This window comes from Streptomyces sp. ME19-01-6, assembly GCF_033793745.1.
Classification (GTDB): Bacteria; Actinomycetota; Actinomycetes; order Streptomycetales; family Streptomycetaceae; genus Streptomyces.
Genome location: NZ_JARAXF010000005.1, coordinates 271,435 through 297,334 on the forward strand (window position 1 = coordinate 271,435; position 25,900 = coordinate 297,334).

22 protein-coding genes are annotated in these 25,900 nt (G+C 73.1%); 5 read left to right on the plus strand and 17 right to left on the minus strand.

Going from position 1 to position 25,900, the window contains the following annotated elements:
• Window positions 1–29 precede the first annotated feature (29 nt).
• From PV419_RS14630 to pdhA (PV419_RS14650), 5 genes are all read right to left on the minus strand, one after another.
• Window positions 30–1,325, minus strand: coding sequence for an MFS transporter (locus PV419_RS14630; protein ID WP_319688671.1), 1,296 nt, complete (start codon window positions 1,323–1,325; stop codon window positions 30–32).
• Window positions 1,322–1,993, minus strand: coding sequence for a GntR family transcriptional regulator (locus PV419_RS14635; RefSeq protein ID WP_319688673.1), 672 nt, complete (start codon window positions 1,991–1,993; stop codon window positions 1,322–1,324). Before PV419_RS14635 ends, PV419_RS14630 begins: the two co-directional genes overlap by 4 nt.
• Window positions 1,994–2,173: 180 nt before the next feature.
• Window positions 2,174–3,673, minus strand: coding sequence for a dihydrolipoamide acetyltransferase family protein (locus PV419_RS14640; RefSeq protein WP_319688675.1), 1,500 nt, complete (start codon window positions 3,671–3,673; stop codon window positions 2,174–2,176).
• 23 nt (window positions 3,674–3,696) lie between these two features.
• Window positions 3,697–4,677: an alpha-ketoacid dehydrogenase subunit beta gene (locus tag PV419_RS14645; protein ID WP_319688677.1), complete on the minus strand. Its 981-nt coding sequence runs from the start codon at window positions 4,675–4,677 to the stop codon at window positions 3,697–3,699.
• Window position 4,678: 1 nt separating this feature from the next.
• A complete protein-coding gene (gene pdhA, locus PV419_RS14650; RefSeq protein WP_319688678.1) occupies window positions 4,679–5,830 on the minus strand; it encodes a pyruvate dehydrogenase (acetyl-transferring) E1 component subunit alpha in 1,152 nt (383 codons plus the stop codon).
• A 363-nt stretch (window positions 5,831–6,193) separates the two neighbouring features.
• On the opposite strand from pdhA (PV419_RS14650), the gene PV419_RS14655 reads away from it, so the two are divergent.
• Both PV419_RS14655 and PV419_RS14660 read left to right on the plus strand, forming a co-directional pair.
• A complete protein-coding gene (locus tag PV419_RS14655; protein ID WP_319688680.1) occupies window positions 6,194–6,982 on the plus strand; it encodes a response regulator transcription factor in 789 nt (262 codons plus the stop codon).
• A 126-nt stretch (window positions 6,983–7,108) separates the two neighbouring features.
• Complete coding sequence (locus PV419_RS14660) at window positions 7,109–8,146, plus strand: phosphotransferase (RefSeq protein WP_319688682.1); 1,038 nt, start codon at window positions 7,109–7,111, stop codon at window positions 8,144–8,146.
• 96 nt (window positions 8,147–8,242) lie between these two features.
• On the opposite strand, the gene PV419_RS14665 is transcribed toward PV419_RS14660, so the two are convergent.
• Window positions 8,243–9,829 carry a protein kinase domain-containing protein gene (locus PV419_RS14665; RefSeq protein ID WP_319688684.1) on the minus strand — a complete coding sequence of 529 codons (1,587 nt, stop codon included), beginning with the start codon at window positions 9,827–9,829 and terminating at the stop codon, window positions 8,243–8,245.
• A gap of 308 nt (window positions 9,830–10,137) precedes the next feature.
• On the opposite strand from PV419_RS14665, the gene PV419_RS14670 reads away from it, so the two are divergent.
• Window positions 10,138–11,802, plus strand: a complete 1,665-nt coding sequence (locus tag PV419_RS14670) for a protein kinase domain-containing protein (RefSeq protein WP_319688685.1) — start codon at window positions 10,138–10,140, stop codon at window positions 11,800–11,802.
• Between the two features lie 92 nt (window positions 11,803–11,894).
• Here the strand turns inward: PV419_RS14670 and PV419_RS14675 are convergent, their stop codons facing one another.
• The 9 genes from PV419_RS14675 to pdhA (PV419_RS14715) form a co-directional block, all read right to left on the minus strand.
• On the minus strand, window positions 11,895–12,785 hold the full coding sequence (locus PV419_RS14675; RefSeq protein WP_319688687.1) for an NAD(P)-dependent oxidoreductase: 891 nt from the start codon (window positions 12,783–12,785) through the stop codon (window positions 11,895–11,897).
• A gap of 227 nt (window positions 12,786–13,012) precedes the next feature.
• Window positions 13,013–13,570, minus strand: a complete 558-nt coding sequence (locus tag PV419_RS14680) for a bacterial proteasome activator family protein (protein WP_319688689.1) — start codon at window positions 13,568–13,570, stop codon at window positions 13,013–13,015.
• A 98-nt stretch (window positions 13,571–13,668) separates the two neighbouring features.
• Window positions 13,669–14,148, minus strand: a complete 480-nt coding sequence (locus PV419_RS14685) for a hypothetical protein (RefSeq protein ID WP_319688691.1) — start codon at window positions 14,146–14,148, stop codon at window positions 13,669–13,671.
• A 105-nt stretch (window positions 14,149–14,253) separates the two neighbouring features.
• The gene (locus PV419_RS14690; RefSeq protein WP_319688693.1) at window positions 14,254–15,231 is read right to left on the minus strand and encodes an NAD(P)H-quinone oxidoreductase; all 978 of its coding nucleotides are present in this window, start codon (window positions 15,229–15,231) and stop codon (window positions 14,254–14,256) included.
• 10 nt (window positions 15,232–15,241) lie between these two features.
• Window positions 15,242–16,798 carry a molybdopterin molybdotransferase MoeA gene (locus tag PV419_RS14695; protein WP_319688695.1) on the minus strand — a complete coding sequence of 519 codons (1,557 nt, stop codon included), beginning with the start codon at window positions 16,796–16,798 and terminating at the stop codon, window positions 15,242–15,244.
• The gene (locus PV419_RS14700; RefSeq protein WP_319688696.1) at window positions 16,795–17,625 is read right to left on the minus strand and encodes an NTP transferase domain-containing protein; all 831 of its coding nucleotides are present in this window, start codon (window positions 17,623–17,625) and stop codon (window positions 16,795–16,797) included. The genes PV419_RS14695 and PV419_RS14700 overlap by 4 nt, the downstream gene beginning before the upstream one ends.
• Before the next feature lie 65 nt (window positions 17,626–17,690).
• Window positions 17,691–19,040: a dihydrolipoamide acetyltransferase family protein gene (locus PV419_RS14705; protein ID WP_319688698.1), complete on the minus strand. Its 1,350-nt coding sequence runs from the start codon at window positions 19,038–19,040 to the stop codon at window positions 17,691–17,693.
• Window positions 19,040–20,071, minus strand: coding sequence for an alpha-ketoacid dehydrogenase subunit beta (locus PV419_RS14710; protein ID WP_319688699.1), 1,032 nt, complete (start codon window positions 20,069–20,071; stop codon window positions 19,040–19,042). Before PV419_RS14710 ends, PV419_RS14705 begins: the two co-directional genes overlap by 1 nt.
• A complete protein-coding gene (gene pdhA, locus PV419_RS14715) occupies window positions 20,068–21,198 on the minus strand; it encodes a pyruvate dehydrogenase (acetyl-transferring) E1 component subunit alpha (RefSeq protein WP_319688701.1) in 1,131 nt (376 codons plus the stop codon). Before pdhA (PV419_RS14715) ends, PV419_RS14710 begins: the two co-directional genes overlap by 4 nt.
• Before the next feature lie 166 nt (window positions 21,199–21,364).
• Here pdhA (PV419_RS14715) and PV419_RS14720 point away from each other — a divergent pair, with 166 nt between their 5' ends.
• On the plus strand, window positions 21,365–21,853 hold the full coding sequence (locus PV419_RS14720; RefSeq protein ID WP_319688703.1) for an Lrp/AsnC family transcriptional regulator: 489 nt from the start codon (window positions 21,365–21,367) through the stop codon (window positions 21,851–21,853).
• A 36-nt stretch (window positions 21,854–21,889) separates the two neighbouring features.
• Here the strand turns inward: PV419_RS14720 and PV419_RS14725 are convergent, their stop codons facing one another.
• Together PV419_RS14725 and PV419_RS14730 are read right to left on the minus strand one after the other, a co-directional pair.
• Window positions 21,890–22,477 (minus strand): TetR/AcrR family transcriptional regulator, encoded by a 588-nt coding sequence (locus PV419_RS14725; protein ID WP_319688705.1) that lies wholly within the window; start codon window positions 22,475–22,477, stop codon window positions 21,890–21,892.
• Window positions 22,474–24,033, minus strand: a complete 1,560-nt coding sequence (locus PV419_RS14730) for a 3-hydroxyacyl-CoA dehydrogenase (protein ID WP_319688706.1) — start codon at window positions 24,031–24,033, stop codon at window positions 22,474–22,476. Before PV419_RS14730 ends, PV419_RS14725 begins: the two co-directional genes overlap by 4 nt.
• Window positions 24,034–24,176: 143 nt before the next feature.
• Here PV419_RS14730 and paaN point away from each other — a divergent pair, with 143 nt between their 5' ends.
• The gene (paaN, locus tag PV419_RS14735) at window positions 24,177–25,898 is read left to right on the plus strand and encodes a phenylacetic acid degradation protein PaaN (RefSeq protein ID WP_319688708.1); all 1,722 of its coding nucleotides are present in this window, start codon (window positions 24,177–24,179) and stop codon (window positions 25,896–25,898) included.
• The last annotated feature ends 2 nt before the right edge of the window (window positions 25,899–25,900 follow it).

Genomic DNA, 25,900 nt, shown 5'->3' on the forward strand with positions numbered 1-25,900 from the left:
GGCGCCCGCCCGAGGCACCCCGAGGCCGCTCACGCCGGTACGTGCACCGCCTCGACGCGGCTCGCGACGACGCGCTCGCGCTCCCGGCGGTGCGCCCGCCCGCGCAGCCGCAGCACCTGGGTGACGCCGAGGACCTGCAGGACGAACACCGAGGCGAAGGCGGCACGGTAGTTGCCCCCGGTCGCGTCGAGCAGCACGCCGATGGCCAGCAGGGTGGTCATCGAGGCGGTGAAGCCGCCCATGTTGACGATGCCCGAGGCGGTCCCGAGCCGCTCCGGCGGGTTCGCGGGCCGGGCGAAGTCGAAGCCGATCATCGAGGCGGGACCGCAGGCGCCGAGTACGACGCACAGCGTGATCAGCAGCCACATGGGCGCGTGGTCGCCGGGCCAGGCCAGCACGGCGCCCCACAGCAGCGCGGTGGCCCCGACCGTGCCGAGGGCGAGCGGCGCACGGGCGGCGTGGTGCCGGGCGATGACCTGTCCGTAGACCAGGCCGACCGCCATGTTGGAGAGCACCACCAGGGTCAGCAGCTCGCCGGCGGACGCGCGGGAGAGCCCCTCGGCCTCCACCAGGAAGGGCAGCCCCCACAGCAGCAGGAAGACCATCGCGGGGAACTGGGTGGTGAAGTGCACCCACATGCCGAGGCGGGTGCCGGGCTCGCGCCAGGCCGCCGCGATCTGCCGGCGCACGAAGCCGGCCCCGGAGTGGGTGGCCGGGACGGGCTCGTACCCCTCCGGGTGGTCCTTCAGGAAGGCCAGCACCAGGACCAGGACGAGCGCGCCGCCGATCGCGCTGCCCGCGAAGGTCGGCGTCCAGCCGAGGGTGTGCAGCGTCTGGGCGATCACCAGGGTCGAGATCAGGTTGCCCGCCATCCCGAACAGCGCGGCGACCTGCCCGATCAGCGGCCCGCGGCGGGCCGGGAACCAGCGCGAGCCCAGCCGCAGCACGCTGATGAACGTCATGGCGTCACCGCAGCCGAGCAGCGCGCGGGATGCCAGCGCGAAGCCGTACGAGTGGGAGAGCGCGAAGCCGAGCTGGCCGCTGGTGAACAGCACGACGCCGAGCGTGAGCACCTTCTTGGTGCCCAGCCGGTCGACCATCAGGCCCACGGGTATCTGCATGCCCGCGTAGACGAGCACCTGCAGGATCGAGAACGTCGACAGCGCCGAGGCGCTGATGTGGAACCGCTCGGCGGCGTCCAGGCCGGCCACGCCCAGGCTGGTGCGGTAGGTGATGGCCATGAAGTAGACGGCGACCCCGATGCCCCAGACGGCGGCGGCACGCCGTCCGCCGGGCGGATCGCCGGGCAGCCGGATGGAGGTCATCGCTCCTCACCCCGGGCGAGGTTGTTCACCCAGCTGATGTGGCGCTCGACGAGCCCGGCGGCGGCCGTGGCGTCTCCGGAGCGCAGGGCGGTCAGGATCTCGGTGTGCTCGGTGATGTTCTTGGCGATGCGGCCGGGCTCGGCGTGCATGGTGGCCACGCCCATCCGCAGCTGGCGGTCCCTCAGCTGGTCGTACAGCTGCGCCAGGATGCCGTTCCCCGCGGCCCGGACGATCTCGGCGTGGAAGCACCTGTCGGCGACCGCGAAGGCGCCCAGGTCCCCTGCCGCCGCGTGCCCCTTCTGCTCCTCCAGCAGCTCCTCGAGCCGGGCGATCAGCCTCGGACCGGCCGGGACGACCTTGGCGACGGCGTGCTGTTCGACCAGCAGCCGGGTCTCGACGACGTCCGTGATCTCCTGCGCGGACACGGGCAGCACCAGGGCGCCCTTCTTCGGATAGAGCTTGAGCAGCCCTTCGGCCTCGAGCCGGAGCAGGGCCTCGCGCACGGGCGTGCGCGAGACGCCGACGGCCTCGGCCAGATCGCCCTCGGTCAGCAGGGTGCCGCCCTCGTAGCGGCGGCCGAGGACGGCTTGTTTGACATACGCGTAGACGCGTTCGGCGGCGGGCGGCTGTTTGGCGGTCGGGCTGACGGGGACGGGGGCGGGAGGCATGCGCACATCATAGATACAACAGGTATGCGTGGCATGGACCGTCCGGGATGTGGAATGCGGCCGTCACGCTCGCGGCCCGGCTGCGGGAAGCAGCCGGGCCGCGAGCCGGGATAAAGGCGCGAGCCTGGATAACGAGCCGGGATGAACCGGAATAAACCGGAATAAAGGATCGGTCGGGAATCAGCTCCAGGTGATGAGGCGCTTGGGGTTCTCCAGGATGGCCGCGATGTCCGCGAGCAGCTTGGAGCCCAGCTCGCCGTCGATCAGGCGGTGGTCGAAGGACAGCGCGAGGGTGGTCACCTGGCGCGGCTTGACCTTGCCCTTGTGGACCCACGGCTGGAGCTTGACCGCGCCGAAGGCGAGGATCGCGGACTCGCCGGGGTTGAGGATCGGGGTGCCGGTGTCGACGCCGAAGACGCCGACGTTGGTGATGGTGACCGTGCCGCCGGACATCGCCGCCGGGCTGGTCCGGCCCTCGCGGGCGGTGGAGACCAGCTCGCCGAGGGCGGCCGCCAGTTCGGGCAGGGTGAGCGAGCCCGCGTCCTTGATGTTGGGGACGATCAGCCCCCGGGGCGTGGCGGCCGCGATGCCGAGATTGACGTAGTCCTTGTAGACGATCTCCTGGGCGTCCTCGTCCCAGGCCGCGTTGATGTCCGGGTTGCGCCGGATGGCCACCAGGAAGGCCTTGGCGACCAGCAGCAGCGGGTTCACCCGCAGCCCGGCCAGGTCCGGGTCCTGCTTGAGGTCGGCGACGAGCTTCATCGTGCGCGTGACGTCGACGGTGATGAACTCGGTCACATGCGGGGCCGTGAAGGCGCTGCTGACCATCGCCTGGGCGGTGGCCTTCCGTACGCCCTTGACCGGCACCCGGCGCTCCCGGCCGGCGAAGGAGGCCGGGGCCGCCTCCGCCTCGGCCGCCACGGCGGGGCCCGCCACGGGCTCGGCCACGGCGGCGGGCGCGGGGGCCGCGGCCGCGTGGACGTCCTCGCGGGTGATGGTGCCCTCGGGGCCGGTCGGGGTGACCGTCTCCAGGTCGACGCCCAGGTCCTTGGCGAGCTTGCGGACCGGGGGCTTGGCCAGCGGGCGCGCGGCCTTGGCGTGGCCGTTCAGCTCGGCCCGCGGCGGCGCGGGGGCGGGGGCGGGGGCAGGGGCCGCCGGGGCCGGGGCGGCGGCAGCGGGGGCGGGGGCGGGCTGGGCCGGGACGCCCCCGGCGGGCGGCGCCGCCCCGACGCCGGGCCGCGGCTTGCGCGGGCGGCGCTTGGTGGACGAGGGCGCCGCGCCGTAGCCGACCAGGTTGGCCTGGCGCCCCCCCGGCTCGGCAGCCCGGGCAGCCTCGCCGGCTTCGGTGGCTTCAACGGGCTCGGCGGGTTCGGCAGGGGCGGCCTGCGCGGCGGCGGGCTCCCCAAGCGTGTCCCCCGCGCCCGGTTGGGTGTCCACCGAGATGATCGCGGTGCCCACGTCCACCGTCGTGCCCTCGCCGAAGCGCAGCTCGTGCACCACGCCGTCGAACGGGATCGGCAGCTCGACCGCCGCCTTCGCGGTCTCTACCTCACAGACCACCTGGCCGTCGGCGACCCTGTCGCCCGGCGCCACGTACCACTTGAGGATCTCCGCCTCGGTGAGGCCCTCGCCCACATCGGGCATCTTGAACTCACGGAAGCGCTGATCGGTTGCAGCCATGGTCACGACTCTCCTCAAGCCCTTCAGTACGCCATCGCGCGGTCTACGGCGTCGAGCACCCGGTCGAGGCCCGGGAGGTATTCGTCCTCCAGCCGCGACGGCGGGTACGGGGCGTGGAAACCGCCGACCCGCAGCACCGGGGCCTCAAGGTGATAGAAGCACCTCTCGGTGATCCGTGCGGCGATCTCCGCGCCAGTGCCCAAAAAGACCGGTGCCTCGTGGACGACGACCAGGCGACGGGTCTTCTCGACGGACCGCTGGAGGGTGTCGAAGTCGATCGGCGACATCGACCGCAGGTCCACGACCTCCAGCGACTTGCCCTCCTCGGCGGCCGCGCCGGCGGCGTCGAGCGCGACCTTGACCATGGGGCCGTACGCCGCGAGCGTCAGGTCGGTCCCGGCCCGGGCCACCCGGGCGGCGTGCAGCGGGTCGGGGATCGCGGCCGTGTCGACCTCGGACTTGTCGTGGTAGCGGCGCTTCGGCTCGAAGTAGATCACCGGGTCGTCGCTGTCGATGGCCTGCTGCAGCATCCAGTAGGCGTCGGACGCGTTGGAGGGCGAGACCACCTTCAACCCGGCGACATGCGCGAACAGCGCCTCGGGCGACTCGCTGTGGTGCTCGACCGCGCCGATGCCGCCGCCGTACGGGATGCGGATGACGACCGGCATCTTGACCTTGCCCAGCGACCGGGCGTGCATCTTGGCGAGCTGCGTGACGATCTGGTCGTACGCGGGGAAGACGAACCCGTCGAACTGGATCTCCGCCACCGGGCGGTAGCCGCGCAGCGCGAGCCCGATCGCGGTGCCGACGATGCCGGACTCGGCGAGCGGGGTGTCGATGACCCGGTCCTCGCCGAAGTCCTTCTGCAGGCCGTCGGTGATGCGGAAGACCCCGCCGAGCTTGCCGACGTCCTCGCCCATGATCAAGACTTTGGGGTCGGTCTCCAGCGCCTTGCGCAGCGACGCGTTGATCGCTTTGGAGAGCGACATCTTCTGGGCGGCCATGTCAGTTGCCCTCCTCGGCGGAAGCGAACGAAGCCTGGTACTCGGCGAACTGCGCCCGCTCCTCGTCGACCAGCGGGTGCCCGTCGGCGTAGATGTGCTCGAAGAGCGCCATGTCGTCGGGGTCGGGCATGGCCCGTACGACGTCGCGCACCCGCTTGGCGAGCGCGTCGCTCTCCTCCTCCAGCCCGGCGAAGAACGCGTCGTCCGCCAGGCCCTGGGCGGTCAGGTGGGTGCGCAGCCGCAGGATCGGGTCCTTGGTCTCCCACAGCTCCCGCTCCTCGGCCCGGCGGTAGCGGGTCGGGTCGTCGGAGGTGGTGTGGGCGCCCATCCGGTAGGTGAAGGCCTCGATGAGCATGGGGCCCTGGCCGGTGCGGGCCCGCTCCAGCGCGGCCTTGGTGACCGCGAGGCAGGCCAGGACGTCATTGCCGTCGACCCGTACGCCCGGGAAGCCGAAGCCCTGGGCGCGCTGGTAGAGCGGGACGCGGGTCTGCCGCTCGGTGGGCTCGGAGATCGCCCACTGGTTGTTCTGGCAGAAGAAGACCACCGGGGCGTTGTAGACCGCGGCGAAGGTGAAGGCCTCGGCGACGTCGCCCTGGCTGGAGGCCCCGTCCCCGAAGTAGGCCAGGACCGCGCTGTCGGCGCCGTCCTTGGCCACGCCCATCGCATAGCCGGTCGCGTGCAGCGTCTGGGAGCCGATGACGATGGTGTAGAGGTGGAAGTTGTTGCTGTTGGGGTCCCAGCCGCCGTGGTTCACGCCGCGGAACATGCCCAGCAGGTTCACCGGGTCCACGCCGCGGCACCAGGCCACGCCGTGCTCGCGGTAGGTGGGGAAGACGTAGTCGTCGTCCCGCAGGGCGCGACCGGAACCGATCTGGGCGGCCTCCTGGCCCAGCAGCGAGGCCCAGAGCCCCAGCTCGCCCTGGCGCTGCAGCGTGGTGGCCTCACCGTCGAAGCGCCGGGTCAGCACCATGTCCCGGTACAGGGCGCGCAGCTGTTCGGGGGTGGGGTCCAGGGAGTACTCGGGGTGTTCGACCCGTTCGCCCTCGGGGGTCAGCAGCTGGACGAGCTCGGGCTGGTTGGCGCCGCGCTTCCCGCTGGTGCGCTTGGCTCCGCTACGGCGCGGTTTGCGCGCTGCAGTGCTCTCCACGGTCACGTGTGCTCCTCCGTCTGTCCGGCCCCCGGGATCCGCCGGCGGCCAGTTGCGGCTCGCTCGCTCGGCGACAGCGCACGGGGTGGGTGCGCCGAAGACCGACCGGGCGTGACAGGTATCCCGGCGGCTGGCCCTGCAAAGGGCACGTTACCCAGTGGTTGGCATCTCTGCGAAACCCCTTCTGACCTGCAATTTTGCTTGGATTTCCAAGTAAATCACGCAGAAGTGGAACAACCACTGGTCACAGCCCCGCAGCCCGCCGGAACAACGGCACGTTATCTCCCCGGCCAACGGCGCGAAAAGACATTGATGGACGCGGGAAGACACGCGAAGACCCGGGAAGACGTGGTGTGTGAAACTGGATTCGTGCGCGAAGAAGGAAAAATCAGTATTTTCCTACTCGACGACCATGAAATCCTACGACGCGGTGTTCATGACCTCCTCTCGGGTGAGCCGGACATGGTGGTGGTCGGCGAGGCGGGCACCGTGGCCGAGGCCCTGGCCGGCATCCCCGCGGCGCACCCCGATGTCGCCCTTTTGGACCTACGGCTGCCGGACGGCAGCGGCGTCGAGGTCTGCCGCGCGCTCCGCGCCCGCCACCCGGACATCCGGTGCCTGATGCTCTCCTCCTTCGCCGACGACGCGGCCCTCATCGACGCGATCATGGCGGGCGCCTTCGGCTATGTCCTCAAGGATGTCGGAAGCGGCGAACTGCTCGCGGCCGTACGGGACGTGGCCGCGGGCCGCTCCCTGCTCGACCCGGCCGCCACGGCCCGCATGCCGGCGCGGCTGCGCACCGGCGCCGGGGCGGGCGTGGGCACCGGCACGGGCACGTCGGCCGACGACCGGAGCGCCGGCCTCACCGAGCAGGAGCGCCGGATCCTCGTGCTGATCGGGGAGGGGCTGACCAACCGCGCGATCGGCGAGCGGCTGCATCTGGCCGAGAAGACGATCAAGAATTATGTCTCCGGGCTGCTGGCCAAGCTCGGCATGGAGCGCCGCTCGCAGGCCGCCGCGTACGTGGCCCGGCTGCAGGCCCAGGCGCAGGCCCCGGCCCCCGCCCCCGCCCAGCCCCCGGCGCGGGACCAGGCGCGGGACCACGCGCGGGACCGGTCCCCGGCCGGGGACCGGAAGACCCAGCCGCAGAAGCACTGAACCGAAGCACTGAACCGAAGCACTGAGCCGAAGCACTGGCCGGAAGCACAGCCCCGGAAGCATTGAGCGGACCCTCGCGTCAACTCGCGCCGTGCCGCCCGCGCTCGTTGATCTAACATCTGGCGCGTGCCGCGCTCACATGTAACCTCCGCCGAGACCGCTCCCGACGGGGAAACCCTGAGCGCGCTGTTGCGCCGCTACGACGGCCCCGGCGAGGCGGTGTCCTGCGAGCGCGTCGCCGAGGGCCTGCTCAACCGCGGCTACCGCCTGGCCACCACCCGCGGCCGGTTCTTCCTCAAACACCACCTGGACGGGGACCGCGCCGCCATCGACCGCCAGCACCGTGTGACCAAGGAGCTGGAGGGGCTCGGGGTGCCCGTCGCCCCGCCCGTCCCCGACGCCGACGGCCGCACCGTCGCGGTCATCGGCGGCCGCTGCTACGCCCTGCACCCCTGGGTCGACGGGCGGCACCGGGTCGGCGGCGAGCTGACCGCCCCCCAGTCGTGGCGGCTCGGCGGGCTGCTCGGGCTCGTCCACACCTGTCTGGAGCAAGTCGTGGTGGCCCGCGCGGCCGACCGCCGGCCCCCCGAGGCCTCGGCCGACCCCGAGTACACCTTCGCGCTCATCGACCGGCTGCTCACCCTCGCCCGCGGCCGCCGCCGGCGCGACCCCTTCGACGAACTCGCCGAGCACCGCCTGGTCGAACGGCGCGCACTGCTGGAGCGGCACGCGCACCGCCGCCCGGAGGCCGACGCCATTCCGGCCACCGGCTGGGTCCACGGCGACTTCCACCCGCTGAACCTTCTCTACCGCGACACGGAACCCGCCGCGATCGTCGACTGGGACCGGCTCGGAGTGCAGCCCCGCGCCGAGGAGGCGGTCCGCGCCGCCGCGATCTTCTTCGTACGGCCGGGCGGCCCGCTGGAGCTGGACAAGGTGCGGCCGTACGCCCGGGCCTACCGCGATGCGACGGGCGCCGGGCCCGCCGAGATGGCGGCGGCCGTGCACCGGGTGTGGTGGGAGCGGCTCAACGACTTCTGGATGCTGCGCTGGCGCTACCAGGACGGGGACCGGCGCGCCGATCCGCTGTTCCCCGCGGCGGCGGCCCTGGCGGTGTGGTGGACGCGGGAGTACGAGGCGGTCCGCGACGCCTTCTGCGGCTGACACCGCTGACTCCTGGCACTCACCCCTGGCACGGGCGTACGCGACGGGGCGCGCCTTCGCAAAGGCGCGCCCCGCTTGAATCTCCGAACGTCCCGGTCAGCCGGTCAGCCCGTCACCCCCACCGGTCGGTTCCGTGGGGCCGGTGGCCGGGGGCGTCGTCGGCGGAGTCGTCGGCGGGGTGGTCTCCCCGCCGCCACCCGGGGTGGTCGGCTCGTCGGTCGGCTCGTCGGTCGGCTCGTCGGTCTGCGTGTCCGTCGGGGGCGTCGTCGTGGGCTCGGTGTACGTGGGCGACGAAGGCTCCGCGGAGCCGGTCACGCCGCCCGTGTCCCCGGAGGTCTCCGTGGGCGAGCTGGTCTCCGTCGGCGTGTCCGTCGGCTTCTCGGTCGGCTCTTCGGTGGGCGACTGCGTGGTCGACGTCTCCACCGTGGCCGGCTGCTTCTTGTCGTCGTTTCCGCCGCCGTAGTTCAACGCGAACGCGACCCCGGCCGCGATGGCGATCATCGCGAGCACGGCGAGCAGCCACAGCTTGCCGCGGCCGCCGGAACCGTTGTCGTACCCGCCGTCGTAGCCGCCGGCAGCATCGTCGTGGTGCCGGCCCCCCAGGATCGGCTGCTGGCTGGTGTCGCCGTGCCCGGGGTGGGGCAGGGCGGTGGTGCCGGCCATGCCCATGGCACCCGTGGAACCGCCCAGGTGCTGGATGACCGGGCCGGTGTTCCAGGTGCCGGTGTGGCCGCCCGCGTCGATCAGCATCTGCAGGGCGTACTGAACCAGGCCGCGCATCTCCTCGGCGCTCTGGAACCGGTCGTCCGGGTCCTTGGCCAGCGAGCGCATCACCAGCCCGTCGAGCTCCGGCGGCACCACGCCGCCGGAGACCTCAGACGGCGGCACCGGCATGTCCTGAACGTGCTGGTAGACCACCGACAGCGGGGTCTCGCCGACGAACGGCGGGCGCAGCGCGAGCAGCTCGTAGAGCAGACAGCCGGTGGCGTACAGGTCGGAGCGGTGGTCGACGGCCTTGCCGAGGGCCTGCTCCGGCGAGAGGTACTGCGGGGTGCCCATGACCATGCCGGTCTGGGTCATCGTGGAGGCGGCCCCGTGCAGGGCGCGGGCGATGCCGAAGTCCATCACCTTGACGGCGCCGCTGTGGGTGATGATCACGTTCGCCGGCTTGATGTCACGGTGCACGATGCCGTGCTGGTGGCTGTAGGCCAGCGCCTCCAGCACCCCCGAGACGATGATCATCGCCTGGTCGGGCGGCGGCGCCTCGGCGTTGACCAGAAGATCGCGGATCGTACGGCCCTCGACCAGCTCCATGACGATGTACGGCACGGTGCTCTGCATGGACCCGGCATGGCCGACGACGTCCTCGCCGGAGTCGTAGACCGCGACGACGGCGTGGTGGTTGAGCCCGGCGACCGACTGGGCCTCGCGGGTGAAGCGGGCCTTGGAGACCGGGTCCTCCGCCAGGTCGGCGCGGAGCAGCTTCACCGCGACCGTACGGCCGAGCCGCACGTCCTCGGCGGCGAACACCTCGGCCATACCGCCGCGGCCGAGGCGGCCGGTGAGCCGGTAGCGGCCGTCGCCGACCAGCCCGCCGTTACCCCACGCCTCCGGAGAGTCCGACAATCCGGACCCGGTGGCGTCAGGTTCGGAGGGCCCCTGGGCGCTCTGGGTCGGTGCCATCGGTCCTCGCCGTCTCATCTGGGTGGGGGTCTGTCGTGATCGCCCCGCTCGCGGGCGGTACGGTTTCCTGCTAGGGCACGCTACAGGGTTCGTGCCGCGCATCGGTTCCTGATGGACCGGCCATCCAACCTGTTGTAGTGGAGGGCATGCAAATCGCGTGACGGGTTCTTGCGCATCCGGTCACGGAACGGGCACGTCGCTTGACGTGCCCCCGGCCTGGGGCAGACTGGGCCAGGGTATCGACAAGAAGATCAATGGGTCAGATCGTGCGCGTCAAGATAGTGAGTGCGCCGAGGGGGACGTAAGAAATGAGCCAGCAGGGCGCACCGGGCCGCTACGAGGGGAAGTCGCTCGCCGGCGGCCGCTATCAACTGCGGGACCTGCTCGGCGAGGGAGGCATGGCCTCCGTTCACCTGGCCTACGACAGCGTCCTCGACCGCCAGGTAGCGATCAAGACCCTGCACTCCGAACTGGGCCGCGAGCAGTCCTTTCGCGAGCGCTTCCGCCGCGAGGCCCAGTCGGTCGCCAAGCTGACCCACACCAACATCGTCTCCGTCTTCGACACCGGCGAGGACACGATCGACGGCGCCGTGATGCCGTACATCGTCATGGAGTACGTCGAGGGGCTGCCGCTGCGCGCCGTCCTCGACGCCGATGTGCGGCAGTACGGCGCGATGCCCACGGAAAAAGCGCTGAAAATCACCGCCGACGTGCTGGCCGCGCTGGAGATCAGCCACGAGATGGGGCTGGTCCACCGCGACATCAAGCCCGGTAACGTGATGATGACCAAGCGTAATGTGGTCAAAGTCATGGACTTCGGCATCGCCCGCGCCATGCAGTCCGGGGTCACCTCCATGACCCAGACCGGCATGGTCGTCGGCACCCCGCAGTACCTCTCGCCCGAGCAGGCCCTCGGCCGCGGCGTGGACGCCCGCAGCGACCTGTACTCCGTCGGCATCATGCTCTTCGAGCTGCTGACGGGCCGGCTGCCGTTCGACGCGGACTCGCCGCTCGCCATCGCGTACGCGCACGTCCAGGAGGAGCCGGTCGCTCCCTCCTCGATCAACCAGTCCATCCCCCCGGCGGTGGACGCGCTGGTCGCCCGCACCCTGAAGAAGAATCCGAACGAGCGGTTCCCCACCGCCGAGGCGATGCGCGACGAGTGCGCCCGCGTCTCGCGCACCGGCCAGACCGGCGCCTCCCCCATCATCATCAGCGGCGGCCCGCCGGCCCGCAGCGGCTCCGGCGTGGGCGCGGCGGTCTTCCCGCCGGTCAACCAGCAGCCCCCCGGGCCCGGCCTCGGGAGCGTCCAGACCCCGTACCAGCCGCAGAACTCCGGCGGGTTCGGCGGGTTCGGCCCCTCCACCCCGCCGCCGCCCACCCAGCCGGTGGCCCAGCAGGGCTACCACACCCCGGCGCCGACCCCCGCGCCGTACGCGGCGCAGGGCGGCGCCAACACCCCGCCGCCGTACACCGTCTCGCCCGCCTCGGCCCCGCCCTCGGGCGGCGGCCAGGGCGGCGACAACGGCAACAAGCGCGTGATCATCGGCTCGGCGGTCGTCGCGGCGATCGCGGTCGTCGCCGTGATCCTGGTGATCGCCCTCAGCGGCGGGTCCACGGACGAGCAGGCGGGCGGCGACGGCAAGGACACCAAGACCGCCACGGCGTCCTCGACTCCGTCCGGGTTCCGCATGGGCGACAAGACCAAGATCATCGACCCGGAGAAGTGCACCGACGCGTCGGAGTCGTACGAGCAGAAGGGCGCCTACAACGTGCCCGACTTCCAGAACATCTACATCGACTCGGTGAAGAAGTGCATCCGGGATGCGGGCTGGAAGTACAGCGTGACCACCGAGGACGAGAACCTGTGGGGCAAGGGCACCGTCCTCAACTACACGTACCGCAACTACGAGCCGTACGACCCGAAGACCGACACCATCGAGCTGACGGTCTCCACCGGGCTGCCGGGCTGAGCCCTTCCTCATCTCAGGTTCTGTATCCCAGGTTCTGTGCTCAGGCCGGGGCCCGGCATCCGCCGGGCCCCGGCCTTTTGCGTTGCGCCGGCTCACAGCGCCGTGAAGCCCGTCCGCCAGGTCGGGTGGAGCGGCCGCCAGCCGAGTCGGCGACGGGCGAAGGTGTTGTCGGCCCCCCGCTCCCAGCCCTCCCGGCCGCCGTGCGCGGCGGGGACGGGCGCCGGCGCGCCCACCGCGGCCGCGAACGCCGGCAGCCACACGCGGGCCGGCGCGGGTTCGTCGTCCACGATGTTGACCGGGCCGCTCGGCCAGTCCAGCGCGGCCGCCGCTGCGCGGGCGGCGTCCTCGACATGGACGAACGAGCTGACCGCGTCGCCCGCCACGACCGGACCGATCAGCGCCGCCACCGGATCCCCCGCCGCCTGCTCGCCGCGCAGCGCGGCCTCCAGCGGCCCGCCCCGCGCGTACCAGGTCCCGGGGCCGTAGAAGGTCCCGTAGCGCAGTACGACATGCGTCTCGATCTCCGCGGCCGCCTCCTCCAGCGCCCGCAGACTGCCGACCATCCCGGCCCGCGGCGGCTCCGCCGCCACGTCGAGCGGGGTGGACTCGTCGGCCGGGACGTCGCCGGGTGCGTAGGCCCAGGAGATGGACTGGGCGACGATGCGCGTGACCCCGGCGCGCTTGGCGGCGTCGACGAGATGGCGGGTGCCCTCCCTGCGGATCCGCCCGTTCGCGGCGCGGTCGCCGTTCGCCAGGTCGGTCAGCTGGTGGATGACCGCCTCGGGGGCGGCGGCCGCGACGGCCCGGTACACGCTGTCGGCGTCGAAGACGTCGGCGCGTGCGGCCGAGGCCCCCAGCGCGCGCAGCCGCTCCGCTCCTTCCGGGGTGCGCGTACCACCGGTGACCTCGTGCCCCGCCGCGACGAGAATCGGGACGAGGCGGCGGCCGACGGCGCCCGTGGCTCCCGCGACGAAGATGCGCATGGTGGCAGACCTCTCTCTGCTCTGGGCTGATCAACGACCAGGCCAGGTTAGGCAGCGACCGGACCACTGTCAGGGGACAATCCGGGGGCGAGGCGATGGGCCATTTCGCGGGTGCCGGGGCAAGACGGCGGCGGGCCGCCCCCAAAGACTCATGAATCCCGGGGACGGCCCGCCGTAGGTAAGGGACGGCCCGCCGTAGGCAAGGGAAGGAGAAGTAAAGCCGGCGGCTAAAGGTACGGGCCCGAACGGGCGCCGCCGTGCTGCGGCCCGCCCTCCCCGTCCTCGCCGCCGATGCCCGGCGGCAGGGCCCGGCGCATCTGCTCCAGCTGCGCGCGCGCCGCCATCTGCTGGGCGAACAGCGTCGTCTGAATGCCGTGGAACAAGCCCTCGAGCCAGCCGACCAGCTGGGCCTGGGCGATCCGCAGCTCGGCCTCGGTCGGGACCGCCTCGTCGGTGAAGGGGAGGGAGAGGCGCTCCAGCTCGCCGATCAGCTCGGGCGCGAGGCCGTCCTCCAGCTCCTTCACCGAGCTGGAGTGGATCTCCTTGAGGCGGACCCGGCTGGCCTCGTCGAGAGGCGCCGCGCGGACTTCCTCCAGAAGCTGCTTGATCATGCTGCCGATGCGCATGACCTTGGCGGGCTGTTCGACCATGTCCGTCACGGGAACCTCGCGCGACTCGTCGTCACCGCTGTCGCCAGAAATGGCGCTCCCGAGGGCCATGCCGTCCGGACCGACGATGAGGACGTGCGGGCTCTCCTGCGATCGTTCGTTCATCGGCTGGTTCATAACCCCCATTGTTCCGCACGCGCGACCGTAGGGAGGGGGAGGGTGGTCAGGATTCGGCTCCGTTCTCGGACGCCTTCGTCGACTCTCGGGTTGCGGCCTCAGGGGCGGCGCAGCCGCAGGCCGAGGAACGCCAGCCCGAGGCCGAGCCCCATCAGGGCCAGGCCGGTGCCCAGCGGCAGCACGCGCAGCGCCCGTCCGGTGGGCACGGCGTCGGTCTGCGCGGAGTCGGCGGGGTCGGCGGAGTCGGTGGAGTCGTACGCGTCGCCGTACGAGTCCTGCGGCCGCTGCGTCTGCGTCCTCTGGCCCCCCTTGCGCTGCCCCTCCCGCCGCTGCCCCTCCCGCCGCTGTCCCGTGTCCTCGCGGGCCCGCCGCGAGGGCGCGGGCCCGACCGACCCGGCGGGCGGTACGGCACCGGGCTTCTCGGTGCGCCCGGGGTGCGCCCGGCCCTCTCCGGCCCGGGTCCCCGCCAGCTCGTCGTTGTCGTCGCCGCGCGCCACGGCGGGGGCGGCCAGCAGCCCCACACCGGCCATCACCAGCACCGCCGGCAGCGTACGCAGCGTACGCAGCGCAGGTCTCACGGTCGTCACCCTCCCGTGCCGAGCCGTCGCATGACGGATTCAGCGTCACACGACGGCATGGGCACGGCACCCGGGGCCGCCCAGGGCTTAGACCATCCAGCCGCCTCAGACCGTCAGCAGCACCTTGCCGACGTGGCCGCTCCGCTCGAGCACGCGGTGGGCCTCGGCCGCCTCGCGCAGCGGGATCGTACGGTCGACGATCGGGCGCACCCGGCCGCTCTCGACGAGGGGCCAGACGTGCTCGCGCACCGCCGCGACGATCGCCGCCTTTTCGGTGAGGGGGCGGGCGCGCAGGCTGGTGGCCGTGACGGCGCCGCGCTTGGCCAGCAGCGCGCCGAGGTTCAGCTCGGCCTTCGCGCCGCCCTGCAGGCCGATGATCGCCAGCCGTCCGTTGGTGGCGAGCGCGGCCACGTTCCGGGCGAGGTACTTCGCGCCGACGATGTCCAGGATCACATCCGCTCCGGCGCCCTCGGTGGCCGCGCGCACCTCCTCGGCGAAGTCCTGCTCGTGGTAGTCGATCAGGATGTCGGCGCCCAGCTCACGGCAGGCCGCCAGCTTCTCCGCGCTGCCCGCCGTGACCGCGACCCGCGCGCCGACCGCCTTCGCGAGCTGGATCGCCATGGTGCCGATGCCGCTGGAGCCGCCGTGCACCAGCAGGGTCTCGCCCGGCCGCAGGTGGGAGACCATGAAGACGTTCGACCAGACGGTCGCGGTCACTTCGGGGAGGGCGGCCGCGGTGACCAGGTCGAGGCCGGACGGCACGGGCAGCAGCTGCCCCGCGGGCACCGCCACCTTCTCGGCGTAACCGCCGCCCGCGAGCAGCGCGCACACCTCGTCGCCCACCGCCCAGCCGCTGACGCCGGGGCCCAGCGCCGCGATCCGGCCCGAGCACTCCAGGCCGGGGTAGTCGGGGGCGCCCGGGGGCGGGGGGTAGTGGCCCTGGCGCTGCAGCAGATCGGCGCGGTTCACGCCGCCGGCCACGACCTCGATCAGGGCTTCGCCCTCGCCGGGTACGGGGTCGGGGACCTCCGCCCACACGAGGGCGTCGGGGCCGCCGGGTTCGGGGATGGTGATCGCATGCATGGCGGCGAGGCTACTCCTGAGGCCCGGGCCACGCCGTGGCCCAGGGCAGGTCCAGGACCTCGACCTCGCCGCCCCGGTCCGCGCCCCCGGGCGGGATGACGGCCAGACCGTCCGCGACGGCGATGCCGCGCAGCATGGCCGGGCCGTTGAAGCGGAGCGGACGCGCCTCGTCGTCCCGGAAGACCACCGGGACCAGGCGGGTGTCGCGCGGGTGGCCGTGGACGGCGGCGGACAGCGGGGCCGGGCAGGGGGTGGGCACCGGACGGCCCGTCAGCGTCCGCAGCAGCGGCTCGGCGAGGGTCAGCAGGCCGGACACGGCGGCCAGCGGATTGCCGGGCAGCCCCACCAGGTGCTTGTCCGGGGCCAGACGGGCCAGCAGCATCGGGTGGCCGGGGCGCACCGCCACCCCGTCGACCAGCAGCTCGGCGTCCAGCCGGCGCAGCGTGGGGTGGACGTGGTCGACGGGGCCGGCGGCCGTACCGCCGGTGGTCAGGACGACATCGGCGGTGGATCCGGCCACGGCCTCGTACAGCGCCTCCGCGTCGTCGGCCAGACGGCGGGTCGCCAGCGGCTCGGCGCCGAGCGCGCGCAGCCAGGGGGCGAGCATCGGGCCGAGCGCGTCGCGGATACGGCCGTCGTGGGGGAGGCCCTGCCGCAGCAGCTCGTCGCCGAGGACGAGGATCTCGACGCGGGGCCGGGGCACGGTCGGCAACTCGTCGTACCCGGCGGCGGCGGCCAGACCCAGTATCACCGGGGTGATCAGGGCGCCCGCGGGGAGCAGCAGATCGCCGCTGCGGCACTCCTGGCCGCGGGGGCGGATGTCCTGGCCGGGGGTGACGGGGTGGGCGGGGGCGGCGTACAGCCAGCCGTCGCCGGGGGTGCCGTGCTCGGCGGTGCCGTGCTCGGTGCGCAGCACGGCGGTGGCGCCGGGCGGGACGCGGGCGCCGGTGGCGATGCGGATCGCATGGCCGTCGGGGAGCGGGTCGGTCTCGGCGTGGCCGGCCAGGATCGAGTGGCCGGTGGCGGGGAGCCGCCAGGGGCCGGGGCCGGCGAGGGCCCAGCCGTCCATGGCGGAGGTGTCGAAGGACGGCAGATCGGTGAGGGCGGTGAGGGGGGCGGCCAGGACGTGGCCGAGGGCCTCGGGGAGCGGCCGGGGGACGGGGGCGGCCTTGGCCGCGGCCCTCAGGGGGGCGCGGGCCGCGATCGCGCGGGCGTCGGGCCAGGGGGTGCCGGGCCGGTGGTGGGCGGGCCGGTGGTGGGCGGGGGCTTCGGAGGGTCGTTCGCGCCGCGGTGTCGGGTCCTGGGGTGCCGGGTCCTGGGGTGCCGGGTCCTGGGGTGCCCGTGCCCGTGCCCGGTCCCGGGATGCCGGGTCCTGCGGTGCTGCCCGGCCCGGAGATGCCGGGTCCTGGGAGGCCGGGTCCTGCGGTGCCGGGTCCCACCATGGCTCAGACCCCTCGGACCATGCCTCAGGGCGGCGCTGATACGTGCCCTGGTCCTTCGCCAGCGCCAGCGCCTCGTCGAACTCGCGGTCCAGCGCGTCGCCGCCGCGGGGGTCCCGGTCCGTCATCCCGCCGACTCGGCCTCTTCGGCCCACCGGGCGGCCAGCGCGGCCGCCTTGCCGGTGGCGGCGGCCAGCGCCTCGGGGCCGCCTCCCTGCTGGGCGGCCGCGTAGCCGACGAGGAAGGTCGTCAGCGGCGCGGCGGGCCTGGCGACGCCGTGCGCGGCGTCCCGGGCGAGGTCGAGAAGGGCGGCGGTGTCGACATCGAGGTCGATGCCCAGCTCCGCCTTGACTGCGGCGATCCATTCGTCCAACACGTGTCCATGCTCCCTGATCCGTGCGCGGGCGGTGGTGATGTCCTCCCAGGTGTCGCAGTCGAAGGAGGCGGTGGGGTGGTGCAGGCGGCCGAGCTTCAAGTCGGCGGTGAGCAGCCGCAGGGGCAGCCCGGTCAGGCCGCCGTGCTCGGCCGCGAGCACGGCGATCTCCCGGCGCAGCGGCTCGGCCCGGTACGCCGCGACCAGGGGCTGCTCTCGGCCGTCGGAGTCGGTGAGCAGCACCCCTTCGGCCTCCCCGAGGCCCTTGACCAGCGCCCCGACGGTCTCGCCCGTGAGGAACGGCAGATCCGCGGAGAGCAGAAGGACGACAGGCGCCGTGGTCCGGCGCAGCCCGGCGTCGACGGCCGTGAGGGGCCCGCCGCCCGGCGGCTCCTCGCGGGTCCAGTGCACGGGCCGCGCGGTCGGTCTGCGCGGGCCGACGACGACGGTCCGGTCGGCGTCCCGGCAGGCGTCGAGCACCCGGTCCAGCAGCGGCCGGGCGCCCACCCGCAGCGCCGGCTTGTCGGCGCCGCCCAGCCGCCGGGCGGCGCCTCCGGCCAGGATCACAGCGTCATAGGTCACCCCATGAGTATGTCCCCGTGACAGCCGAGTACTGCCTTTGCCGCTGCGACCGCACGCCGCGGCGACTACACCGACCGCAGCAGGACTGCCGGGTGTTCCACGCAGTCGGCCACATAGCGCAGGAAGCCGCCCGCGGTGCCTCCGTCGCAGACCCGGTGGTCGAAGGTCAGCGACAGCTGCACCACCTGCCGTATGGCCAGTTGGTCCTGGTGCACCCATGGCTTCGCCGCTATCCGGCCGACGCCGAGCATCGCGGCCTCCGGGTGGTTGATGATCGGCGTCGAGCCGTCGACCCCGAAGACGCCGTAGTTGTTGAGCGTGAAGGTGCCTCCGGTCAGCTCGGCGGGGGTGAGGGTGCCGGAGCGGGCGGCCTCGGTCAGGCGGGTCATCTCGGCGGACAGCCCGGCCGTGTCCCGCGCGTGCGCGTCGTGCACCACGGGGACCACAAGGCCGCGGTCGGTCTGTGCGGCGAAGCCGAGGTGGATGTCGGAGCAGCGGGTGATCTCGCCCTCGCTGACGGTCGAGTTCAGCTCGGGGTGGCGCGCGAGGGCCGCCGTGCAGATGCGGGCCAGGAGGGCGAGCAGGGAGATCTTGGGCCCCGCCGCGTTCATGGCCGCTCGGGCGGCGAGCAGCTCGGTCGCGTCGGCGTCCACCCAGCACGTCGCGTCGGGGATCTCCCGCCGGCTGCGGGCCAGCTTCTCGGCGCCGCGCACGCCCCGCGCCGGGACGCGCTTCCCGTCGGCCTCCCGCGCGGCCGTCCGCGCGACGCCGACGGCGGCCGGCGGGGCCTGTGTGGCTTGTGCGGCCGGTGCGGTGCGCGCGGCACGCACGGCCTCTTCTACGTCTGCGCGCAGGATCAGCCCGTCGGGCCCGGAGCCCCGCAGCTCGCACAGGTCCAGGCCGTGCTCCCGGGCCAGCCGCCGGACGAGCGGCGAGATGACGGGGACCGGGCGGGGCGCGGGCCGTGCCGCGCCGGCGGCGCCCGAGCCGGGCCCCGCCGGCGGCACGGGGTGCGCGTCGGCCGGGCCGGAGGCCGGGGTCGGCGGCGCCGGGCGGACGCGGCGGCGCCGGCCGGCCGGGGCCGAGGTGCCATAGCCGACCAGCACATTGCCGGACCCGCCCTCGGCAGCCGCAGACCCGCCCCCGGCGATCGGCGTCCCACCCCCGGCAGTCGGCACGGCGACCGTCAGCAGCGGCGCCCCGACCGGCAGTTCGGTGCCCTCCTCGCCGAAGCGGGCGGTCACCACCCCGCCGTACGGGCAGGGCACATCCACCATCGCCTTGGCGGTCTCGACCTCCACGACCGGCTGGTCGACCGCGACGACATCGCCGACCTCCACCAGCCAGCGCACGATCTCGGCCCCGGTGAGCCCCTCACCCAGATCGGGCAGGGTGAACTCGCGCACCTCCGCCATCACACCGCCCTCCCCTCGGTCCACTCCGACTCCCACTGCAGCCGGGCCACCGCGTCCAGCACCCGGTCCACGCCGGGCAGATGGTGCCGCTCCAGCATCGGCGGCGGATAGGGGATGTCGAATCCGGCGACGCGCAGCACCGGCGCCTCCAGGTGGTGGAAGCAGCGCTCGGTGATCCGGGCGGCGATCTCCCCGCCGGGGCCGCCGAAGCCCGTGGACTCGTGGACGACGACGGCCCGCCCGGTCCGGCGGACGGAGGCGCACACCGTCTCGTCGTCGAAGGGCACCAGCGACCGCAGGTCGACGACCTCCAGGTCCCAGCCCTCGGCCGAGGCCGCTTCGGCGGCCTCCAGACAGACGGGCACCGAGGGCCCGTACGAGATGAGGGTGGCGGTCCGCCCGCCGGCGGCCGGGCGCCGCACCACGGCGCGGCCGATGGGGGCGACCTCCTCGGGGTGGTCGGGGGACCATTCGGCCTTGGACCAGTAGAGCCGCTTGGGTTCGAGGAAGACGATCGGGTCGTCGGAGGCGATGGCGGCGCGCAGCAGCCCGTACGCGTCGGCGACGGTGGCCGGGGCGACCACATGGAGGCCGGGCGTCGCCATGTAGTACGCCTCGGAGGAGTCGCTGTGGTGCTCCACGCCGCCGATGCCGCCGCCGTAGGGCACCCGCACGGTGATGGGCATCGGCAGGGCGCCGCGGGTGCGGTTGCGCATCCGGGAGACATGGCTGACGAGCTGCTCGAAGGACGGGTAGGCGAAGGCGTCGAACTGCATCTCGACGACGGGCCGCAGCCCGTACATGGCCATGCCGACGGCGGTGCCGAGGATGCCCGCCTCCGCGAGCGGCGTGTCCGTACAGCGGTCGTCGCCGAACTCCTTGGCGAGCCCGTCGGTGATCCGGAAGACGCCGCCCAGCGTGCCCACGTCCTCGCCGAGGACGTGCACGGCCGGGTCGGCGGCCATCGCGTCGCGCAGCGCGCGGCCCAGGGCCTGGGCCATGGTGGCGGGCTTGACCGCGGTCGTCGTCATCGCTCGCCCTCCTCCGCGGCGAGCTCCGCGCGCAGGAAGTCCGCCTGCTCGCGCAGCTGGCCGGTCTTCTCTGCGTAGACGTCCTCGAAGAGGTCCATCGGGTCCGGGGCCGGGTCCTGGTGCATCCGCTCGCGCAGATCGGCGGCCAGCCGCTCGGCGGCGTCGCGCGCGGCCCGTACGGCCTGGTCGTCGAGCAGGCCGCGGTCGCGCATCGCCTCCTCCAGGAGGGTGATGGGGTCGTGCGCGCGCCAGGCCTCCACCTCGGCGTCCGAGCGGTATCGGGTGGCGTCGTCGGCGTTGGTGTGGGCCTCGATGCGGTAGGTGACGGCTTCCACCAAAGTGGGGCCGCCGCCCGTGCGCGCCCGGCGGACGGCCTCGCCCAGGACCTGGTGCACGGCCACCGCGTCATTGCCGTCGACCAGCCGGCCGGGCATGCCGTATCCGACGGCCTTGTGGGCGAGGGAGGGGGCGGCGGTCTGCTTGGCGAGCGGGACGGAGATCGCGAAGCCGTTGTTCTGGATGAGGAAGACGACGGGGGCCCGCCACACCGCCGCGAAATTGAGCGCCTCGTGGAAGTCGCCCTCGCTGGTGCCGCCGTCGCCGACCAGGGCGAGCGCCACCACGTCGTCCCCCTTGAGGTGGGCGGCGTGCGCCAGGCCGACCGCGTGCGGCAGCTGGGTGGCCAGCGGGGTGCACAGCGGGGCCACCCGGTGGTCGCGCGGGTCGTAGCCGGAGTGCCAGTCGCCGCGCAGCAGGGTGAGGGCCCGCACCGGGTCGAGCCCGCGGACGACGGCGGCCAGGGTGTCGCGGTAGCTGGGGAAGAGCCAGTCCTGCTCGCGCAGCACCAGCCCGGCCGCGACCTGGCAGGCCTCCTGACCGGTGGAGGAGGGGTAGACGGCGAGCCGGCCCTGCCGGGTCAGGGCGGTGGCCTGCGTGTTGTACCGGCGGCCGCGCACCAGCTCTCCGTAGAGCCGGGTCAGCAGGGCGGGGTCGATATCGGCCGCGGCATCGGTGCCCAGCAGGCGGTACGGCTCCGCGTCGGGCAGCAGCGGCGCGGCGTCGACCCGCGGCTGCCAGGCGGGCGGGGGAGTGGGCCGATAGGCACCGGGCTGCTCAAGGACCGTCATGGTGCGACCTCCTGCGGGCAGAGAGCTGACGGGGCGGGCAGGCCCCTCCCTACCGATTGTTCGGTCGATGACGCATTTTGGCTACAGGCGGCCTCAGCCTGTGGACAAACGGTTCGGCACAGCATGAGATGTGGCCAGGACGTCCATGAAGGGGAGGCGGGGCGGTATGCGGGGCGAACAGATGGCCAATCCGGGCGACAAGCCCCCCGCCCGTCCCCTGGACCCGATCGACCGCGACATCCTGCGCATGCTCCGGGCGGACGGCCGCGCCTCGATACGCTCTATCGCCGAGCGGGTGCACGTCTCGCGCGCCAATGCCTACGCCCGTATCAACCGCCTCATCGACGACGGGGTGATCCGCGGCTTCAGCGCCCGGGTGGACCAGGAACGGGCCGGTCAGGGCGCGTCGGCGTACATCACCTTGAAGATCGTGCAGAACTCGTGGCGCACGGTCCGCGAACAACTCAGACAGCTTCCGGGGGCCGCTCACATCGCCCTGGTCAGCGGGGACTTCGATGTGCTGCTGCTGGTCCACACCGAGGACAACCGCTCACTGCGCGAGCTGGTCCTCACCCGCATCCAGGCCATACCGGAGGTGCTGAGCACGCGGACGCTGCTGGTCTTCGAGGAAACCGACCTCGACTCCGCGTTCTGACGACCGGGCGAACCCAGCCCGCAAAAAAAGGGGGCCTCAGACACGCAGGCCGGCGAAGGCCGTGCGGACCACCGCGTCGGCCACCTCGTCCGTGGTCGCGGCCCCGCCCCGGCCCGGCCGGTACCACTCCACAATCGAATTGATCATGCCGAAGAGCAGCCGGGTCGCCAGCCGGGCGTCCACATCCGGCCGCAGGTCCCCGTCCGCCACGGCCTGCTTGAGCAGTTCGGCGACCTCGTGGTCGAAATCCCGCCGCCGGGCCATGGCCCACCGCTCGGTGTCCGTGTTCCCGCGCACGCGCAGCAGCAGGGTGACGTACGGCAGCTCCGCCATCAGCACCTCGGTGGTGCGCCGGGTCACATGCTCAAGCCGCTCGACCGCCCGCCCGTCGCGCGCGCCCGGCTCCCGGAGGATGCCGAACAGCCCGTCGAGGGCGCGGCTTATGGCCAGCCGCAGCAGCTCTTCCTTGCCTTTGACGTGGTGGTAGATCGACGACTTGGAGATCCCCGCGGCGCGCGAGAGATGCTCCATGGAGGTGCCGTCGTAGCCACGCTCGTTGAACACCTCCACGGCGACCGCGAGCAGCGATTCGGGGGTGTAGGTGTCGCGCTTCGGCATGGTCATGATGAGAACTGTTCTTCTTCGGCGACCGCGCGTCGCATCAGCGGTTGGGACGGGGCGTAGCGGCCGGTGGGATAGGCCTGATGAAGGTTCAACATTACGTCGCGCACCCAGCGCGCACCGAGCTCGCTCCCCCAACGCAGCGGCCCGAGTGGGTAGTTCACTCCCAGCCGCATCGCGGTGTCGATGTCCTCCGGGCTCGCCACACCGCGCGCGGCGGCGTCCATGGCGAAGTCGGCGAGCATCGCGACCGTGCGGGCCACGATCATGCCGGGGACGTCCTGGATGACACTGACCTTCTTCCCGAGCGCCTGGAAGAGCCCGATCGCGGCCCGCAGAGCCTCGGGGGAGACGGTCTCGCCGGGGGCGAGGGCGATCCGGGTGGCGGTGCGGTAGTCCAGCGCCAGGTCGAACCGGATGCACGGGACCGGGGAGCCCGCGGTGGCCGACGAGCCGTCGGTGAGGGTCAGGCGGGTGCCGTCGGGCAGGGCGATGAAGCCTCCGGACGGGGCGTCGCCGACCGGGTCCTCCCGGGTGACCGTGATGCCCGCCTCCTCGATCAGCCGCGGCAGTTCCCGCGCCGGTCCGGATCCTGACCCCGGCCCGAATCCCGCGTGGACCACGACCGTCGAAGGGGCCCGGCACGGCTCGGCGGTGTGCGGCTCGGGGGGCGGCGCGCCCTCGGCGTGGTCGTACCAGCCCCGGCCCGACTTGCGCCCGTACAGGCCCGCGTCGACGAGCCGCCGCTGGGCGAGGGACGGGGTGAACTTCGGGTCGTGGAACACCGCCTCCCACACGGAGCGGGTCACGGCCTCGTTCACGTCCTGTCCGATCAGGTCGGTCAGCTCGAAGGGGCCCATCACGAACCCGCCGCACTCGCGCAGCACGGCGTCGACGGTGGCCGGGTCGGCGGCGCCCTCCTCGTGGACGCGGAGGGCCTCGGCGTAGAAGGGGCGGGCGATCCGGTTGACGATGAAGCCGGGGGTGTCGGCGCAGCGCACCGGGGTCTTGCCCCAGGCCGCGACGGTCTCGTACGCCCGGTCGGCGGCGGCCTGGTCCGTGGCGAAGCCGCGGACCACCTCGACCAGCGGCAGCAGGGGCGCGGGGTTGAAGAAGTGCAGACCCAGGAGGCGGCCGGGGCGCCGCAGGGCGCCCGCGACGGCGGTGACGGACAGGGAGGAGGTGTTGGTGGCGAGCAGAGCGCTGTCGGAGACGACCGATTCGAGGGCGGTGAACAGCTGCTGCTTGGCGCCCAGGTCCTCCAGGATCGCCTCGATCGCCAGCTCGGCGTCCGCGAGCCCGGCGAGCCCGGCGACCGGGGCGAGCCGGCCCAGGGCGGCGTCCCGGGCGGCGGGGGCGAGCCGGTCCTTGGCGACCAGCCGCTCCAGGCGGGCGGCGATGGCGTCGGCGGCCTGCGCGGCGCGGCCGGGGGCGGCGTCATAGAGCCGTACGGGATGCCCGGCGACCAGCGCGACCTGCGCGATTCCCTGGCCCATGGTGCCGGTGCCGACCACGGCGACGGTGCCGGCGGGGTCGATCCTCCGGTCGATCGCAGTCATGCCGCTGATCCTCTCGGACGAAGTTATCCACAGGTGCGCCAGGCCCTCTTGTCCCGACCGATCGTTCGGTTACTCTAACTCTGACGGCCGGGCCGTCGTCTCCCGCTCAGCTCAATCCCAGCTCGACGAGGAGTTGGTCAGTCGTGACCGCCGGACTCACCACAGCGCAGTTGACCGAGCAGCACCGCCCCACCCTCGACCAGGCCCTGGAGGCCATCCGTACCCGCGCGTACTGGTCGCCGCACCCCGAGCACCCGAAGGCTTACGGAGGGGCCGACGAGAGCGGGCGGGAAAGCCTGAGCCCCGCCGAGGGCCAGGCGGCCTTCGACGCCCTCCGCGGTCGGCGCTTCGAGCTGGACCAGCCCGGCGCGGACGGCTGGACCGCCACCGAGACCTCGCCGTACGGCATCGAGCTGGGGGTGGAGTATCCGCACCCGGACATCGAGGTGCTGCTCCCGGCGATGCGGGCCGGGATGCCGGCCTGGCGGGACGCGGGTCCCGAGGCGCGCGCCATGGTCTGCCTGGAGATCCTGGCCCGGATCAGCGCCCGCTCGCACGAGTTCGCCCATGCCGTCATGCACACCAGCGGGCAGGCGTATCTGATGGCGTTCCAGGCCGGCGGGCCGCATGCCCAGGACCGCGGCCTGGAGGCGGTGGCCTATGCCTTCGCGGAGCAAACGCGCACCCCCGCCGCGGCCGAGTGGACCAAGCCGCAGGGCAAGCGCGACCCGCTGCGGATGCGCAAGGCATTCACGGCCGTCCCCCGCGGCGTCGCCCTGGTCATCGGGTGCAACACGTTCCCGACCTGGAATGGCTACCCGGGCCTGTTCGCCTCCCTGGCGACGGGAAACCCGGTGTTGGTCAAGCCGCACCCCCGGGCCGTGCTGCCGCTGGCCCTGACCGTCCGGGTGGCGCGCGAGGTGCTGCGGGAGTCCGGCTTCGACCCGAATCTGGTGGCCCTGGCCGCGGAGCACCCGGACGAGGGGCTGGCCAAGGTCCTCGCGGTGCGCCCCGAGATCCGCATCATCGACTACACGGGCTCCACCGCCTTCGGCGACTGGCTGGAGACCCACGCCCGCCAGGCCCAGGTCTTCACCGAGAAGGCCGGCGTCAACACGGTCGTGATCGACTCCACCGACGACTACCAGGGCCTGCTGGGCAATCTGGCCTTCTCCTTGTCCCTGTACTGCGGCCAGATGTGCACCACCCCGCAGAACCTGCTCATCCCCCGCGACGGCATCGCCACGGACACCGGCCCCAAGTCGTACGACGAGGTGGTCGCCGACCTGGCGGCGGCCGTCGAGCGGCTGCTGGGCGACGACGCGCGGGCGAGCGCCCTGCTCGGCGCGATCGTGAACGCCGGGGTCAAGGAGCGGCTGGAGGCCGCCCCCGGCCTCGGCGGGACCGCCCTCGCCTCCCGCCCGGTGGCCCACCCCGACTTCCCCGACGCCACGGTCCGCACCCCCGTGATCGTCAAGGCCGACGGCGCCCGGAAGTTCTGGGAGGCGGCCGACGCGGAGGCGCCTTACCTATCGGAGTGTTTCGGCCCGGTGTCCTTCGCCGTGGCCATGGACTCCACGGCGGACGCGGTCGACCTGCTGCGCCGCACCATCCGGGACAAGGGCGCGATGACCGTCGGCGCGTACACCACCTCCCCGGACGCCGAGCGGCTGGTCGAGGAGGCGTGTCTGGAGGAGTGCGCGCAGCTGTCGCTGAACCTGACCGGCGGGGTCTATGTCAACCAGACCGCGGCCTTCTCGGACTTCCACGGCACGGGTGGCAACGCTTCGGCCAACGCCGCCTTGTGCGACGGGGCGTTCGTGGCCTCCCGCTTCCGCATGGTCGAGGTCCGCCGCCCGCTGTAGTG

What these genes read in the sequence shown, in the direction of transcription:
- PV419_RS14630 (WP_319688671.1), bottom strand. Translation starts at nt 1,325, where the DNA reads ATGACCTCCATCCGGCTGCCCGGCGATCCGCCCGGCGGACGGCGTGCC.
- PV419_RS14635 (WP_319688673.1), bottom strand. Translation starts at nt 1,993, where the DNA reads ATGCCTCCCGCCCCCGTCCCCGTCAGCCCGACCGCCAAACAGCCGCCC.
- PV419_RS14640 (WP_319688675.1), bottom strand. Translation starts at nt 3,673, where the DNA reads ATGGCTGCAACCGATCAGCGCTTCCGTGAGTTCAAGATGCCCGATGTG.
- PV419_RS14645 (WP_319688677.1), bottom strand. Translation starts at nt 4,677, where the DNA reads ATGGCCGCCCAGAAGATGTCGCTCTCCAAAGCGATCAACGCGTCGCTG.
- PV419_RS14665 (WP_319688684.1), bottom strand. Translation starts at nt 9,829, where the DNA reads ATGGCACCGACCCAGAGCGCCCAGGGGCCCTCCGAACCTGACGCCACC.
- PV419_RS14670 (WP_319688685.1), top strand. Translation starts at nt 10,138, where the DNA reads ATGAGCCAGCAGGGCGCACCGGGCCGCTACGAGGGGAAGTCGCTCGCC.
- PV419_RS14675 (WP_319688687.1), bottom strand. Translation starts at nt 12,785, where the DNA reads ATGCGCATCTTCGTCGCGGGAGCCACGGGCGCCGTCGGCCGCCGCCTC.
- PV419_RS14680 (WP_319688689.1), bottom strand. Translation starts at nt 13,570, where the DNA reads ATGAACCAGCCGATGAACGAACGATCGCAGGAGAGCCCGCACGTCCTC.
- PV419_RS14690 (WP_319688693.1), bottom strand. Translation starts at nt 15,231, where the DNA reads ATGCATGCGATCACCATCCCCGAACCCGGCGGCCCCGACGCCCTCGTG.
- PV419_RS14695 (WP_319688695.1), bottom strand. Translation starts at nt 16,798, where the DNA reads ATGACGGACCGGGACCCCCGCGGCGGCGACGCGCTGGACCGCGAGTTC.
- PV419_RS14705 (WP_319688698.1), bottom strand. Translation starts at nt 19,040, where the DNA reads ATGGCGGAGGTGCGCGAGTTCACCCTGCCCGATCTGGGTGAGGGGCTC.
- PV419_RS14710 (WP_319688699.1), bottom strand. Translation starts at nt 20,071, where the DNA reads ATGACGACGACCGCGGTCAAGCCCGCCACCATGGCCCAGGCCCTGGGC.
- pdhA (WP_319688701.1), bottom strand. Translation starts at nt 21,198, where the DNA reads ATGACGGTCCTTGAGCAGCCCGGTGCCTATCGGCCCACTCCCCCGCCC.
- PV419_RS14720 (WP_319688703.1), top strand. Translation starts at nt 21,365, where the DNA reads ATGCGGGGCGAACAGATGGCCAATCCGGGCGACAAGCCCCCCGCCCGT.
- PV419_RS14725 (WP_319688705.1), bottom strand. Translation starts at nt 22,477, where the DNA reads ATGACCATGCCGAAGCGCGACACCTACACCCCCGAATCGCTGCTCGCG.
- PV419_RS14730 (WP_319688706.1), bottom strand. Translation starts at nt 24,033, where the DNA reads ATGACTGCGATCGACCGGAGGATCGACCCCGCCGGCACCGTCGCCGTG.